Genomic DNA, 14,666 nt, shown 5'->3' on the forward strand with positions numbered 1-14,666 from the left:
GCCCATAATGAAGGACTGAATTAGCCAATCATTGCGAATGAGAAACACGGGTTTTGCAAATATTGCGAATACGCTTGCCTCGCAAAGGCCGCGTGTTTTTCGAGGAGCCACACGATGAGCAAGACTTTCATGGGCGTACGCCTGCGCAAGCTGCGCGCCGAGCGCGGCATGACGCAGGTGGCGCTGGCCCACGCGCTGGGCCTGTCGCCCAGCTACCTCAACCAGCTGGAGCAGAACCAGCGGCCGCTGACCGTGGCCGTGCTGCTCAAGATCAGCCGCACGCTCGGTGTCGACGTGCAGCAGTTCTCGGAGGACGAAGAGGCTCGCCTGGTATCGAGCATGCGCGACGCGCTGGCCGACAACCCCGGCGGGGAAACGGTAGCCCTGCCCGAGCTGCGCGAGGTGGCTTCGCAGATGCCCGCCGTGGCGCGGGCCTTGCTCGCGCTGCACCGCCGCCACCAGGAGGCCATGGAGCGGCTGGAGATCATGGCCGCCGAGCTGGGTGACGGGCGCGGCGGCGAGCTCACGCACACACGCCCCATGCCCTTCGAGGCCGTGCGCGACTTCTTCTTCGCCAACAAGAACCACTTCGAGCAATTGGACCTGGCCGCCGAGAAGCTGGCGGGCGAGGCGCGCGGCCACGGCGGGCCGCTGTCCGAATGGCTGCTGCTGCGGCTCATGAAGCAGCACGGCGTGCGCGTGGTGCCCACCGAGGACGACGCGGTCGACAGCCAGCGCCGCTACGACCCCACGAGCCGCGTGCTGCACCTATCGGGCAGCCTGGAGCCGGGGCAGCAGGCGTTCCAGCTGGCGACGCAACTGGCGCTGCTGGAGCAGACGCAGGCCATCGAGTCGCTGGTGGAGAGCGCCAACTTCGGCGACGGGCCAACGCACGCACTGGCCCGCATCGGCCTGGCCAACTACTTTGCCAGCGCCATGCTGCTGCCCTACGGCATCTTCCTGAAGGCCGCGGAAACGCTGCGCTACGACATCGACCTGCTGGCGCGCCGCTTCGGCGTGGGCTTCGAGACCGTGTGCCACCGCCTGAGCTCCATGCAGCGGCCCGGCGCGCCGGGCGTGCCTTTCTTCTTCATCCGGGTGGACCGCGCGGGCAATATCTCCAAGCGGCAGTCGGCCACGCACTTTCACTTTTCCAAGACCGGCGGCACCTGCCCGCTGTGGAACGTGTACGAGGCGTTCGCGCAGCCCGGGCGCGTCTTGCGGCAGCTGGCGCGCATGCCCGACGGGCGCACCTACCTGTGGGTGGCGCGCACCGTGTCGCACGGGCAGCGCGGCTTTGCTTCAGCGAGCAAGACCTTCTCGATCGGCCTGGGCTGCGACATCCGCCATGCCTCGCGGCTGATCTATGCCAAAGGCCTGGACCTGACCGACCAGGAGGTGCCCACGCCCATCGGCATGGGATGCAAGGTGTGCGAGCGCGTGGCCTGCCCGCAGCGGGCGTTTCCGTTCATCGGGCGGGCGCTGGACGTGAACGAGAACGAAAGCCGGTTCACGCCGTATGCGGTGGCGGATGCCTGATGCGTGCGGGCATGCCGCGAAGCACAGTCAACTTTCATCCGCTTCGTACTCGCCGAAATCCGGGACGGCCGAGCGCCACACACCCCAGGCTTTGTCGAGTTTCCTGAAGATGGGTTCAAAGGCGAACTGTCCACGGTATGCCCTGCCATGCGCAATCTTGTTCCGATCAGAGAAAAGGCTGCGCAGAACGCTCAATTCCCTTTTCAGTGGTTGCCCCTGGAATTCCTTTTCCCAAAGGGCAATGATTTCGACGATCTTGGGATGCTTTTCTCCGGTGATCGCGCTGAAGGTATTGAAGTATTTTGCTGCGTGTTGCCTCTTGGCTCCGCGCCACGCTGCGTCGCGCCGGATCGTGCCTTCGAAGGCTGCCAGCGCTGCCAGCGAGCCGAACATCTCGTGCTCCGACTCACGTCCCTCGAGGAATTTTTTCCATACCGCTTCAGGCATTCCCCGGATCTGCTCGATGGTCGCGTCGCTCAGTTTTACGAGCTTCTTCACATCGCTGTGAAGCGCCTTTTCCAGGTAGTACAAGCCATCCAGAGTGGTGACATACCAAGTTTCAACCTCAGCCAGCGAGATGTACATGGCAACCGAGTTTTCTTATGAACGCGCGGAGACGAGCAACAGCAGGGCCGCCAACCCCTGCTCATCGAACTTGTAGGTGTCCCTGATCCCCGTGCCCGGATAGACATTCCATATCCAGTCGCGCTCGTACGAAGGCAATTGATCGTCCGCATCCCGATCTTCGACTGCGTCTTCTGCGATGAGCTTCACTCTTCGTCCCGTGGGTCCCGTGACATCGATGCGCCCGAACCCGCCAACAATTACGGATGCAACGGGTTTGAAATCAACCTGACCTCCCGCGGGAAGTCGCAACCTGAGCGCCGGAGCGGAATAGGTGCCGAGCGTGTCTTCCGTAATGGACGCCGTCGTTTGCTCGATCTGCTCCCGGGGCAGCCCAGCCGCGACGAGGAACTCACGGATCGATCCGAAAATCTTCTCCAATTCTTCCAGCCATCGCGCCTTTCGCTTGCTCCAATCGACTGTTTGAGCGCGCTGCTGTCTTTTCATTTCCTGCTGCACGAAATCTTTGAGATCTGCCATCGGGCACTCCTGGATATTTGGATTCATTATGAATGGGCATGCGGACGGCTTCTCTTCGATAGCCGGCCGTCATTCACGATTCGGCGCCCGGTGATACCGCGCTCACGTTCACGCGGATCAACGGGCCGGCAGCCGTTGCACGGATCAGTCGCCGGACACGCCAAGGGTATTCTTGCCCCCTTCAAGAACCGCGATTGGAGACACCGGACATGTACACGGAACACGGCGGCGAAGGCCCTGACCTGCTCCTGATGCTGCACGGCATGGGCGCGACGGGCGCGGTGTGGTCGCCTTTGCGCGACGAGGCACCCGCGCGGTGGCGCGGCCGCTGGCTCGCGCTCGACCTGCCCGGCCACGGGCAATCCGCCCGGCAAGCCTCGTATGCCATCGGCCAGCACGCGGCGAGCGTCGCGCGCGCGGTGCTGCCGCACCTGGAGGCCGGAGGTCGGTTCGTGGTGCTCGGCCATTCGCTGGGCGGCGTGGTGGGGCTTGCGCTGGCCACGGGGTGGTTCGGCGTCGTGCCGCACCGGGTCTTCGCGGCCGGCATCAAGATCGCGTGGACGGACGAAGAACTGCAGCGCATGGAAACGCTCGCCGCGCAGCCCGCCAGAAAATTCGCGACGCCGGAAGAAGCATGGGACCGCTACGTGAAGGTCGCCGGCCTGGCCGGCATTGCCAGTGCCGAGTCCGGCGTCGTCGCACGCGGCATCGCGCGGGAGGACGGCGATGGCGATGGCGACGGCGGCTGGCGCCTCGCCATGGACCCGCGCGCCAACGCCGTGGGCAAGCCGCCGCTGAGCGAGCTGATGGCCCTGGCGCGTTGCCCCGTCCACCTCGGACGCGGACGCGACGACGCGCTGGTGACGATGGCGCAGACCCGCGCCCTCGACCCCGACGCCCGCGAACTCGGCCCGCACGGCCACAACGTGATGGTCGAGGCGCCGGGACAGGTGTGGGACTGGATCGCCGCGTTCGCCTGAAGAAGAAGCCACGCAGGCGGGGATGCGGCCGGGCGGCCGGCTTCAGTCCCTGTGAAGCGTGATCCGCACTTGCGCCGCACGCGCGCGCAGTTGGCCGCAGCCGCCGTCGATGTCCTGCCCCGCCGAGTTGCGCAACTTGGTCAGGATGCCGCGCTCGTGCAGCGCGCGGGCCATCTGCTCGCACCGCTCCCACGACGGCCGGCTGAACGCCACGCCGTCGACCGCGTTGAACGGGATCATGTTCAGCACGCCGTACTTGCCCGAGAGCAACCGGACGATGCCCTCGATGTCCGCCGGCCCGTCGTTCACGCCTTCGAGCAGCGTCCACTGGTACTGGATCGGGTAGCCGGTGGCACGCGCATAGCGCTCGCCTTGGGCCACCACCTCCTCGGGCGTCATGTCCGGCGCGCGCGGCAGCAGCTTCCTGCGCAGCGCGGCGTCGGTTGTGTGCAGCGACAGCGCCAGCGCGGGCTTCACGCGCTCCTGCAGCAGCCGCTCGAACACGCGCGCGTCGCCCACCGTGGAGAACACCAGGTTCTTGTGGCCGACGTTGCCGATGGTGCCGAGCAGTTCGATCGCCTCCAGCACGTTGTCCAGGTTGTGCGCGGGCTCGCCCATGCCCATGAACACCACCTTGCGCACCGGCCGCGCGTGCGCGCCAGCGCGACCTGGGCAATGATCTCGGCGCTCCCCACCTGGCGCAGCAGGCCGTCGCGCCCGGTCATGCAGAACTGGCACCCGACGGCGCACCCGACTTGCGACGACACGCACAGGCCGTCACGGGGCAGCAGCACGCTTTCGACGGTCTGGCCGTCCGCCAGGGCGACCAGCAGCCGCTCGGACCCGTCGGCGCCCGGATGGACCGAGTGGATGCGCGCCAGCCCCGCGAGCTCGGCCTCGATGGCCGGCAGGGCCTCCATCAGCGACGACGGAAAGAAGCTCGCGGGCAGGCGCCGGCCGCTGTCGCGCGGCAGGGCGTGCGACCACAGCCGCAAGATCCGTTGCTCGTGGCTCGGGCCTGCGCCGGCGTCTCGCAGTCGTCGTTTCAGTTCGTGGATTCGCATGCAATGAGGGGCTCTGGGCCCCAGATTGTGCCCGGCGGCCGCCGCGCGCCGGTCCGCTGGCAGACAATGCCGGCATGGCGCAAGGCAAACGAATTTCTGTGGATATCGGGGACGACGCCCTCCAGTCGATCAAGGCGCTGGGCGCCGCGGCCAAGCTAGCGCGCACAAGCGCCGGCGAAGGCCAGGCCGCCGCCGCGGCCCGCTTGGGCGTTCATGTGCAGACCATTGCGCGCATCGAATCGGGCGAGCCGGGCGTTTCGGTCGGGCACATGGTGGGGCTGCTGGCGCTGTACGGGATCTCGGTGCAGCTGCAAAAGCCCGGGGCGGGCGAGTAAGACGCAGCGCGAGGCTGCATCAACGCAACCCCGCCCCCTCATCCTTCGACAGCTTGGTGAACGACAGCAGCGACAGCAGCGTCATCGCCCCCACCACCCCGAAGGCCGGCGAAAAATCCGCCGCCGTCAGCTGGCCGGCGCCGCTGCCGTTCCACCACGCCGCCAGCGTGACCAGCGTGGCGCCGAGCGTCACGCCCAGGCTCAGCGACAGTTGCTGCGCCATGCTGTTCAGCGTGGCCGCGTGGCTCATGCGGGGCTTGGGAATCTGCGAGAAGCCCAGCGTCTGCAGCGACACCATGGCCATCGAATTCACCAGTCCGCCGAACAGCAGCGTGATGAAGATCTGCACGTGCGGCGTGCTCGGGTGAAACTGGCCGTAGCTCACGTAGCAAAGGCTCGTCAGGCAGGTGGCGCCCACCAGCAGCGAGCGGAACCCGACCGTGCGGATCGCCTTGGCCATGACCGTGCGCGTGGCCAGCGAACCCAGCGCCGTGGCCATCGTCAGGCTGCCGGAAGCCAGCGGCGAAAGGCCGAAGCCCAGTTGCAGCATCAGCGGCAACAGGAAGGGCGAGGCGCCGATGGCGATGCGCAGCGGGGTGCCGCCGATGATCGATGCGCGGTAGGTGGCGTACCGCAAGATGCCCAGGTCGATCAGCGGGGCGGCCTTGTGGCGGCTTCGCAGGTGATACGCCAGCGCGGCCAGCGCACCGAAGCCCGCCATCGCCCAGATGGCCGGCACCGGCAGCAGCGACTTGCCCACCATCTCCAGGCTGCCGAGCAGGGCCGTGAGCCCCAAGGCCAGCAGCACGAAGCCTTCGATGTCGAAGGGCGCGGGCGCGTGGTCTTCGGGCATGTCGTCGATGAAGCGCAGCGCCCCGGCAATCGCAATCAGGCCGAAGGGGATGTTGATGAGAAAGATCCACCGCCACGACGCCAGCGTGACGATGGCGCCGCCGAACAGCGGCCCGGCCAGCCGGCCGAACGCGGGCGGCACGGTGAACCACACCATGGCCGACACCATCTGCGCGGGCGGCACGCTGCGCAGCAGGATGAGCCGGCCCACCGGCAGCATCATCGCGCCGCCCAGCCCCTGCAGCACCCGGAACGCCACCAGCTGCGGCAGCGTCTGCGCGGCGCCGCACAGGGTCGAGCCCAGCGAGAAGAAGGCCACCGCCACGCAGAACACGCGCTTGGGCCCGAAGCGCTCGGCGAGCCAGCCGCTCACGGGCAGGAACACGGCCAGGCTCAGCAGGTACGAGGTGATCGCAAGGTTCAGGTGCAGCACGCTGACGTCGAGCGCGTTCGCGATGGTCGGGAGGGCCGTGGCCATCACCGAGGTGTCGAGGTTCTGCAGGAAGAGGGGAGAGGCGACGATGAGCGGAACGATGCGGTGGCGGGGCGGCATGGGCGCATTGTCCGGGAGCGGAATTAGGCGAGATTCGAGGCGTGCCGGCACGCGTTCCCGCTAAGCTGCGCGGGCACCACCCACCCCGGCCGTCCACCCCGGCCGTCCACCCCCTGGCGCCCATGCACGTTCGCAAAGACTCTCGAGCCCTTTCTCCCGCACCGGACGACGACGGCGGCGCGGCGCAAGACCCGCAACTGCTGCGCCGCCTGCTGCGCGCCAAGGACCGCATGGACGCCGCGTCGCACGAGGCCTGGCCGGTGCTGCGGCTGGCCACGGTGAGCGGCATTTCCGAAGCCCACTTCGCGCGCTCGTTCAAGCAGGCGTTCGGCATGCCGCCGCACCGCTATCTGCTGACGCGGCGCATCGAGCGGGCGACGGCCCTGCTGCGCGATACGGAACTGTCCATCACCGATATCGCCTTTGCCACGGGCTGGGAGAGCCTGGGCACTTTCGGGCGCACGTTTCGCGACGTCACGGGCGAGAGCCCCAGCGCGCTTCGCCCACACCTGCGGGCCGCGGCGCAGCAGATCGAGCGTGTGCCCGCCTGCGTTCTGCAGGCCGCGCAACGGCCCGATCTCACCGAAGCAGTTTCGGAGAAGCGCCGCCGCGTGGCGACCGGTACAAACCGGGTTTCAACCAAGGAGACGCGATGAGCCAAGGTATTGGGATGGTGGGTCTGTATGTGAACGATCAGGACGAAGCGCTGGCGTTCTATGTCGAGAAGCTCGGGTTCCGTGTGTGCGCGGACGTTCGCAACGGGGCCTATCGCTGGCTGACGGTGCAGCACCCGGAGCAGCCCTCGTTCGAGCTCGGGCTGTTCATGCCCGGGCCGCCGATGCACGACGAGGCGACGGCGCAGACGCTGCGCGGCATGGTGGCCAAGGGCGCGATGCCGCCGCTGGTGCTGAACGTGACCGATTGCCGCGCGGCCTACCTGCGGATGCGCGACCTCGGCGTGGAGTTCACGCAGGAGCCCGTCGAGCGCTTCGGCAGCGTGGACGCGGGCTTTCGCGACCCGGCGGGCAACGGCTGGAAGATGATCCAGGCGCGAGGGCGCGCTGCATGAACGGCGGCACGCGGGCCGCGGCGCCCGCGGGCATGAATCAGGAGGGCGCCGCTCAGCCGGGCCCGGACAGGTGCCCGTTCCACGACAGGAACAGGTAGCCGTTCGACACCTCCTGCAGCGCGGCCTGCACTTCGATGAGCGTGTTGATCTCGTCGAGCGCTTCGTCCAGGTCGTCGATGGCGACCTCGAACCGCGCGTCCAGCTCCCGCATGGCCGCTTCGTCGGGTGTGCCGGCGCCGATCTCGATGGCTTCCGCCAGGACGTGCGGTGCGTTCGAAAGGCGGATGCGGAATTCCGGCGAGCCGTTGCTGCTCGCCACCAGCAGGTCGGGCGCTTGCGAAACCTCCAGGCCCTGGTCACGCAGCGAAGAGGCCGCGGCCTCCAGGTCGCAGGTGCCGGCGCGAAAAAATACCATGCAGATGTGGCTCATGTGAACGTTCCTCCGGGATTCTTGAAGATCGTCCGGCAATGTAGCCCACGCAAAATTCTTGCGTCGTATCGCGGGTCCTTTCTTCAGGAAGCGCGCCAGCCGAGCGAACATCGGGGGATGTCTTCATCTCTCTCCATTGACGCCGATCGCCTCTGGCGCCGCCTCGAAATCCTCGCTTCCTTCACCCGCCCCGACGTTCCCTGGACCCGCCGCGCCTTCTCGCCCGAATTCGACAGGCCCGGGATTGGCTGCGCGGCGAGTTCGCGCAGGCCGGCCTCGCGGTCCACACCGACGCGGCCGGCAACCTCACCGGCCGCCGCGAGGGCACGCAGCCCGGGCTGGCGCCGCTGGTCACCGGCTCGCATTGCGACACCGTGGTGGGCGGTGGCCGCTTCGACGGCATCCTGGGCGTGCTCGCGGGGCTCGAGGTGGCGCAGTCGCTGCACGAGCGCGGCGTTGCGCTGCGCCACCCGCTGGAGGTGATCGACTTCCTGTCCGAGGAGCCCAGCGACTACGGCATTTCGTGCGTGGGCAGCCGGGCCTTCGCGGGCACGCTGGACGACGCCATGCTGGCCTCGTGCAACGACGCCGGCGAGAGCCTGGCGCAGGCCATGCGGCGCATCGGCGCGCGGCCCGATGCCGACGCGCTGGCCGGCGCGGCCCGGGGCCCTGGCGGCATCGCCGCGTTCGTGGAGTTGCACATCGAGCAGGGCCCGGTGCTGGAGCGCGAGGGCTTGCCCATCGGCGTGGTGACCGACATCGTCGGCATCCGCCGCGTGGCGCTCACGGTCACGGGCCAGCCCGACCACGCGGGCACCACGCCGATGAACATCCGCCGCGACGCGCTGGTGGGCGCCGCCCGGCTGATCGAAATGGCGCACCGCGAAGCCAGCGCCATGGACGGGCGCCCGCACTACGTGGTGGCGACGATCGGGCGCATCTCGATGAGCCCCAATGTGCCCAATGCCGTGCCGGGCCGCGTCGACATGGTGCTGGAGGTGCGCAGCAACGCGCAGTCGGTGCTGGACGATTTTCCGGAGCGGCTGCTGGCCCTGTGCCGCGACGAGCTGCAGAAGCTGCGCCTCGCCTGCTCGATGGAGCCGCTGACCCGCACGCCGCCCACGGCCTGCTCCGAGGTGGTCATGCAGGCCGTGGCGGGGGCGGCTGATCGCCTGGGCCTGTCGCACAGGCCGTTGCCCAGCGGCGCGGGCCACGACGCCATGCACGTGGCGGCGGCGGGGCCGATGGGCATGATCTTCATTCCCTGCCTGGACGGGCGCAGCCACTGCCAGGAAGAGTGGGCGAGTCAAGCGCAGGTGGCGGCCGGCACCCTGGTGCTGGCCGAGACGCTCAGGGCGCTGGACCTGCGCTGAGCAGGGCCCGGCCTACAGCTGGTCGGTCGGCACGAACCACGAGAACAGCAGCAGCTGCAGCCGCGTGAGCATGCTGGAGTCGGGTTCGCTGTCGAGCACTTCGTTGTTGACGTCGCCGGTGCCGACCCACTGCACGTTCTGGCCGTCGGGCTTGAGCGTGACGCGGTACACGCCCTCGATGTCGTCGAGCTGGTAGGCGAACAGCAGCGCCTGCGTCAGGTCGAAGCTGCGCACGCGCACGCCGAATTCGGTGTTCAGGCGCGCCGAGCGCGGATCGAGGTTCATGGAGCCGAGCAGCACCCATTGCCGGTCGACCAGCGCCAGCTTGGCGTGCAGCCGGCCGCGCGCCTTTTTCAGCAGGTCGCGGAACTGGCCGCTGCGCCGCAGCTGCTGCGTGCTCACCTCGTACAGGTTCACGCCCAGCTTGAGCATGTCGACACGGTAGCGGTTGTAGTTGATGTTGACCAGCGGCTCGTCGCTGTCGGCCAGCGAGTTGGTGATGACGGTGATGTTCACGCCGTGCGCGCGGCCCATGCGGATGCGCTCCATGCCCTCGTCGCCCGGAATGAAGTAGGGCGAGATCACCACCACGTTCGACTGCGCGGTGGCCAGCATTTCGTGGAAGCGCTGCGCCAGCGGCTCGGTGGGCTGCGCCATGACGCCCAGCGCCTTGTTGGGGCTGTCGGCGGAGGCGTGGGCCTCGGCGCGCATCCACTTGGCTTCGTCGATGTTGGCGAGCTGGGCGGCCAGCGGCAGGTCGCCCAGCAGGTCGGTGATGGGCAACGGGTCGGGCGGCGGCGCGAACGTGGGGGAGGTGGCGGTTTCGAAATCGGCCTTCAGCGCTTCCGGCGTGCGGCTGGTGCTGGCCACCCGCCGCAGCGGGTAGACCACGTCGCTGTTCCAGTAGGTGTCGAAGATGGCCGCGGCCTCGGGCACGACCGGGCCGGCCAGCAGCAGCTCGAAGTCGATGAAGTTCGCGCTCTCGCTGCGCAGGAAGTACTCGTCGGCCAGGTTGCGTCCGCCCGCGATGGCCATGGCGCCGTCGGCCACGAACAGCTTGTTGTGCATGCGATGGTTGAGCCGGCGGAAGTCGGTGAAGAACTCCAGCCAGCGGCCCGACGAATGGTCGCGCATGTTGACGAAGGGGTTGAACAGCCGCACCTCGGCGTTGGGCTCGGCGGCAAGGCCCAGCAGCAGGCGGTCCATGCCGGCGGTGTAGAAGTCGTCGAGCAACAGCCGCACGCGCACGCCGCGCCGCGCGGCATTGCGCAATTCGCGCAGCAGCAGGCGGCCGGTCTTGTCGTTGCCCAGCTGGTAGGTCTGCACGTCGAGCGAGGACTGGGCGCGCCGCATCAGCTCCAGGCGGGCGTCGAGCGCATACGAAGCCTCGATCAGCGGGCGCATGCTGGTCAGGCCGTCGGGCGGGGTGTTCAGGCTCGTGGCGGCGCGGCCGAGTTCGGTGGCCTGCGAGGCGGCGATGGCCGTTACCGGCGCTTCCGGTGCGCGGGGAGGCAGGCCGGCGCAACCGGTCAATGCCAGGGCCACCAGCCACAGCGCCGGGCCGCGCAGCGCGGAAAACAGAAAGGCAATGAGCTTGGGCATGGGGTCGACCGACGCGAGAGGAGGAAATGCGTGCGGGCGGGATCGTAGCCTTTCAGCCCCTTTTTCGTAGACGCAATTTCACAACGCAACGCCCTGCGCACCCCTCGGAAATTGGCCGAATCGCGACTTTGTGAACTGTAAAATGCGAATCATTCTTAATTATCTTTTGGAGTGGAGCAGCAATGGTGAGTTCGGTGGCGCGGCGCAAGGCCGCATCGGTGCTGGTGGGGTGCCTGGCGATCTACATGCAGCAGCAGGTGCTGGCCCAGTCGGTGAATGCAGGTTCCCTGCCGGAAGTGCGGGTGGACGCCAATGCCGAAGCCGAGACAGCGAAGACGCCGGTCATCGGCTATCGCGCGAAGAATGCGGTCACCGCCACCAAGACCGACACCCCGTTGTCCGAAACGCCCCAGTCCGTGACCGTGGTCACGCGCGACCAGATCGTCGACCAGGGTGCCACCAACCTGCAGGACGCGCTCAACTACGCCGCCGGCGTGCGCTCCGACGCCTACGGCCTCGACTCGCGGACCGACTCCGTGCGCGTGCGCGGCGCCAGCCCCGACGTGTACCTGGACGGCCTGCGCCAGTCCTACGGCTACTACACCAGCACCACGCGCACCGAGCCCTACACGCTGGAGCGGCTCGAAGTGCTGCGCGGCCCTTCGGGCATGCTGTTCGGCGCGGGCACGGCCGCCGGCGTGGTCAACATGGTCAGCAAGCGGCCGCTGCAGGAAGCGCAGCGCGAGGTGGGCGTGCAGTTCGGCAGCTTCGGCCGCAAGCAGATCCAGGCCGACCTGACCGGCCCGCTCAACGCCGAGGGCACGCTGTCGTACCGGCTGATCGCGCTGCAGCGCAAGTCGGACACGCAGGTCGACCACGTGCCCGACGACCGCAGCGTGATCGCGCCCTCGCTCAGCTGGCGGCCCAACGCCATGACCTCGCTCACGCTGCAAGGCCTGTGGCAGAAGGACAAGAGCGGCAGCAGCTCGCAGTTCCTGCCGTGGGAAGGCACCTTGCTGCCCAACCCCAACGGGCGCCTGCCGAGCAGCCGCTTCATCGGCGAGCCGGGCGACTTCTACGACAGCGAGCGCAAGACCTTCGGCTGGCAGTTCGAACACAAGTTCGACGACAACTGGACCTTCCGGCAGAACTTCCGCTACGCGCGCAACGAAAACGACAACCGCTACCACTACGGCGGCGCGTTCTCGGGGTTCGACAGCTGGTCCACAGATCCGATCTTCAAGCGCGTGCTCGCCCGCTACTACGACAGCACGCTGACCCGCAACCGCACGCAGACGGTCGACAACCACGTCGAGGGCCACTTCCAGACCGGCGCGCTGAAGCACACGCTGCTGGTGGGCGCCGATTTCTCGCGCCAGCGCGAGAGCGTGTGGGGCGGCACCACCTTCGACACCATCGACGTGTACGCGCCCGTCTACGGCCACCTCGACGCGCCCGAGCGCACCGCGCGTCCGCGCACCCGCCAGCGCCAGGACGGCCTGTACCTGCAGGACCAGGTCAAGCTGGACAACTGGATCTTCGTGGCCGGCCTGCGCCACGACAAGGCCGTGGCCAGCGCCGAAGGCAGCGACGACCAGAAGAGCAGCGCCACCACCAAGCGCTTCGGCCTGATGTACGCGTCGCCCTCGGGCTGGTCGCCCTACATCAGCTACAGCGAGTCGTTCACGCCGCAGTCCGCGCGCGAAGGCCGCATCTTCACGCCGCTGCGCGGCGAGCAGTGGGAAGCGGGCGTGAAGTACGAGCCCAAGGACCGCGCCGTGGCCTTCAGCGCCGCCGTGTACGACCTGCGCGAGAAGAACCAGATCGTCGAGCCGCAGCCCAAGGTGTTCACGCAGCTCGGCCAGACCAAGACCCGCGGCGTGGAGCTGGAGGCCAAGGGCTCCATCGGCCCCAACCTGGACGTCATCGCCCACTACAACTACACCGACGCCGATGCGCTGATCGAAGGTCTGCCCAAGCACCAGGCCAGCGTGTGGGCCAAGTACCGGTTCTCGGTGGGCGGCGTGAACGGCTTCTCGGCCGGCGCCGGCCTGCGCATGATGAGCTCGTTCCGCGACATGCAGTCGGGCGTGGGTCCGCGCATTCCGGGCGTGGCCCTGGCCGACCTGGTGTTCGCCTACGAGACCGCGCAGTGGCGCTATGCGCTCAACATCAACAACGTGACGGACAAGGTGTATTTCTCGACCTGCCTGTCGCGCGGGGACTGCTGGTACGGTTCGCGCCGCAACATCGTGGCCAGCGCGACCTACCGCTTCTGATTTCTGGAACCCACCCTTCAATGACAGCCCCCACGACATGAACAGCCGAAAGATCAAGACCTGGGCCTGGGTGCACAAGTGGAGCAGCCTGGTGTGCACGGTGTTCATGCTGCTGCTGTGCATCACGGGGCTGCCGCTGATCTTCCACCACGAGATCGGCCACCTGCTGGGCACCGAGGTCGAGGCGCCCAAGATGCCGGCCCACACGCCGCGCATCAGCCTGGACCGCGTGCTCGACATCGCCAAGGCCAAGCATCCCGACCGCGTGGTGCAGTTCGCCTCGCAGCCCGAGGACGACGACGGCCTGTGGTTCGTCACGCTCACGCCCACGCCGGCGCCCACGGACGACTTCAAGTCGGTCGCGGTCGACGCGCGCACGGGCGAGGTGCTGGCGCAGCCAGGTTCGACGAGGGCTTCATGTACGTCATGTTCAAGCTGCACGTCGACCTGTTCGCGGGCCTGCCGGGCAAGCTGTTCCTCGGCTTCATGGGGCTGCTGCTGCTGGTGGCCATCGTCTCGGGCGTGGTGCTGTATTCGCCGTTCATGCGCAAGCTCGACTTCGGCACGGTGCGGCGCGACAAGCGCCCGCGCCTGAAGTGGCTCGACCTGCACAACCTGCTGGGCGTGGTCACGCTGGTGTGGCTGTTCGTGGTGGGCTCCACCGGCATGATCAACACGTGGGCCGACCTGCTCATCAAGTACTGGCAGTACGACCAGCTCAGCGCGCTGCTCGCGCCCTACAAGAACGAGCCCGTGGTGGCGGTGTCGCAGCGGGGCTCGGTGCAGCGCTCGATGGACGCGGCGTTGCAGCATGCGCCCGGCATGAAGCTGTCGTTCATCGCGTTCCCGGGCACCTCGTTCTCCAGCCCGCACCACAACACCTTCTTCATGCGCGGCAACGAGCCCTTCAGCTCCAAGCTGTTCCAGCCGGTGCTGGTCGACGCCAAGACCGCCGAAGTCACGGCGTCGCCCAGGCTGCCCTGGTACCTCACGGCGCTGCTGCTGTCGCAGCCGCTGCACTTCGGCGACTACGGCGGCATGCCGATGCAGATCCTGTGGGCGCTGCTCGACATCGCAACCATCATCGTGCTGGGCAGCGGGCTGTACCTGTGGCTCAAGCGCGGCAAGACGGTGCCCGCCGCACCGGCCGCCGCCCAGGCGGCGGCCATGAAAGCTCAGGCATGAAACATCCGCACGGCTTCTGGCGCATGTGGAGCTGGCCGATCGCGCTCGGCCTGCTCACCACCCTGGGCCTGATCTCCGCGCTCTTCAGCGACGGCGGCTTCGGCGACATCGTCGCGTGGATCGCGCTGGGCATCCCGGTTGTCGTATGTGTCTGGTTCGGCTGGCGACGGTCTCCCGCCCGCTAGGACGCCCGGCCCGCTGACCACCGGCGGGCGGGCGGACAGAACAACGGCTCGTACATCCAGGCCGACACCCCGGTGGACAACCGAGGCGGTTCGCTGGCGCTGCCCCCGGTGAAAGC

General features: G+C 68.0%; 12 protein-coding genes and 3 pseudogenes. 9 read left to right on the forward strand and 6 right to left on the reverse strand.

Annotated features, from left to right (window positions below; genetic code table 11):
- The first annotated feature begins 114 nt into the window (after positions 1-114).
- Entirely contained in the window at positions 115-1,539 is a 1,425-nt protein-coding gene (locus tag BMG07_RS04815; protein WP_198083593.1) for a short-chain fatty acyl-CoA regulator family protein, read from the forward strand.
- 27 nt (positions 1,540-1,566) lie between these two features.
- Here the strand turns inward: BMG07_RS04815 and BMG07_RS04820 are convergent, their stop codons facing one another.
- Positions 1,567-2,124, reverse strand: coding sequence for a hypothetical protein (locus BMG07_RS04820; RefSeq protein ID WP_198083594.1), 558 nt, complete (start codon positions 2,122-2,124; stop codon positions 1,567-1,569).
- Positions 2,125-2,139: 15 nt separating this feature from the next.
- Positions 2,140-2,643 carry a hypothetical protein gene (locus tag BMG07_RS04825; RefSeq protein WP_198083595.1) on the reverse strand — a complete coding sequence of 168 codons (504 nt, stop codon included), beginning with the start codon at positions 2,641-2,643 and terminating at the stop codon, positions 2,140-2,142.
- A 209-nt stretch (positions 2,644-2,852) separates the two neighbouring features.
- Between BMG07_RS04825 and BMG07_RS04830 the strand changes: the two genes are divergently transcribed.
- Positions 2,853-3,623, forward strand: a complete 771-nt coding sequence (locus BMG07_RS04830; protein WP_198083596.1) for an alpha/beta fold hydrolase — start codon at positions 2,853-2,855, stop codon at positions 3,621-3,623.
- Positions 3,624-3,665: 42 nt separating this feature from the next.
- Here the strand turns inward: BMG07_RS04830 and BMG07_RS04835 are convergent.
- Positions 3,666-4,687: pseudogene (locus tag BMG07_RS04835) on the reverse strand (RNA methyltransferase).
- 74 nt (positions 4,688-4,761) lie between these two features.
- On the opposite strand from BMG07_RS04835, the gene BMG07_RS04840 reads away from it, so the two are divergent.
- Positions 4,762-5,022, forward strand: a complete 261-nt coding sequence (locus BMG07_RS04840) for a helix-turn-helix transcriptional regulator (protein WP_198083597.1) — start codon at positions 4,762-4,764, stop codon at positions 5,020-5,022.
- Between the two features lie 19 nt (positions 5,023-5,041).
- Here the strand turns inward: BMG07_RS04840 and BMG07_RS04845 are convergent, their stop codons facing one another.
- Positions 5,042-6,427 carry an MDR family MFS transporter gene (locus tag BMG07_RS04845; RefSeq protein WP_198083598.1) on the reverse strand — a complete coding sequence of 462 codons (1,386 nt, stop codon included), beginning with the start codon at positions 6,425-6,427 and terminating at the stop codon, positions 5,042-5,044.
- A 122-nt stretch (positions 6,428-6,549) separates the two neighbouring features.
- On the opposite strand from BMG07_RS04845, the gene BMG07_RS04850 reads away from it, so the two are divergent.
- Together BMG07_RS04850 and BMG07_RS04855 are read left to right on the forward strand one after the other, a co-directional pair.
- Positions 6,550-7,083 carry a helix-turn-helix domain-containing protein gene (locus BMG07_RS04850; protein WP_198083599.1) on the forward strand — a complete coding sequence of 178 codons (534 nt, stop codon included), beginning with the start codon at positions 6,550-6,552 and terminating at the stop codon, positions 7,081-7,083.
- A complete protein-coding gene (locus tag BMG07_RS04855; RefSeq protein ID WP_198083600.1) occupies positions 7,080-7,496 on the forward strand; it encodes a VOC family protein in 417 nt (138 codons plus the stop codon). The genes BMG07_RS04850 and BMG07_RS04855 overlap by 4 nt, the downstream gene beginning before the upstream one ends.
- Before the next feature lie 52 nt (positions 7,497-7,548).
- Here BMG07_RS04855 and BMG07_RS04860 read toward each other — a convergent pair whose 3' ends face one another.
- Positions 7,549-7,926, reverse strand: coding sequence for a hypothetical protein (locus BMG07_RS04860; protein ID WP_198083601.1), 378 nt, complete (start codon positions 7,924-7,926; stop codon positions 7,549-7,551).
- 117 nt (positions 7,927-8,043) lie between these two features.
- Here BMG07_RS04860 and BMG07_RS04865 point away from each other — a divergent pair.
- Positions 8,044-9,299 (forward strand): annotated as a pseudogene (locus BMG07_RS04865) (Zn-dependent hydrolase).
- Positions 9,300-9,311: 12 nt separating this feature from the next.
- On the opposite strand, the gene BMG07_RS04870 reads toward BMG07_RS04865, so the two are convergent.
- The gene (locus BMG07_RS04870; RefSeq protein WP_198083602.1) at positions 9,312-10,901 is read right to left on the reverse strand and encodes a phospholipase D family protein; all 1,590 of its coding nucleotides are present in this window, start codon (positions 10,899-10,901) and stop codon (positions 9,312-9,314) included.
- A gap of 182 nt (positions 10,902-11,083) precedes the next feature.
- Between BMG07_RS04870 and BMG07_RS04875 the strand changes: the two genes are divergently transcribed.
- The 3 genes and pseudogenes from BMG07_RS04875 (at position 11,084) to BMG07_RS04885 (ending at position 14,550) form a co-directional block, all read left to right on the forward strand.
- Complete coding sequence (locus BMG07_RS04875; RefSeq protein ID WP_198083603.1) at positions 11,084-13,180, forward strand: TonB-dependent siderophore receptor; 2,097 nt, start codon at positions 11,084-11,086, stop codon at positions 13,178-13,180.
- A 37-nt stretch (positions 13,181-13,217) separates the two neighbouring features.
- A pseudogene (locus BMG07_RS04880) lies at positions 13,218-14,365 on the forward strand (PepSY-associated TM helix domain-containing protein).
- A complete protein-coding gene (locus BMG07_RS04885) occupies positions 14,362-14,550 on the forward strand; it encodes a hypothetical protein (RefSeq protein ID WP_198083604.1) in 189 nt (62 codons plus the stop codon). Before BMG07_RS04880 ends, BMG07_RS04885 begins: the two are co-directional and overlap by 4 nt.
- Positions 14,551-14,666: the final 116 nt, after the last annotated feature.

It is taken from the genome of Variovorax sp. E3, assembly GCF_016082275.1.
Classification (GTDB): Bacteria; Pseudomonadota; Gammaproteobacteria; order Burkholderiales; family Burkholderiaceae_C; genus Variovorax.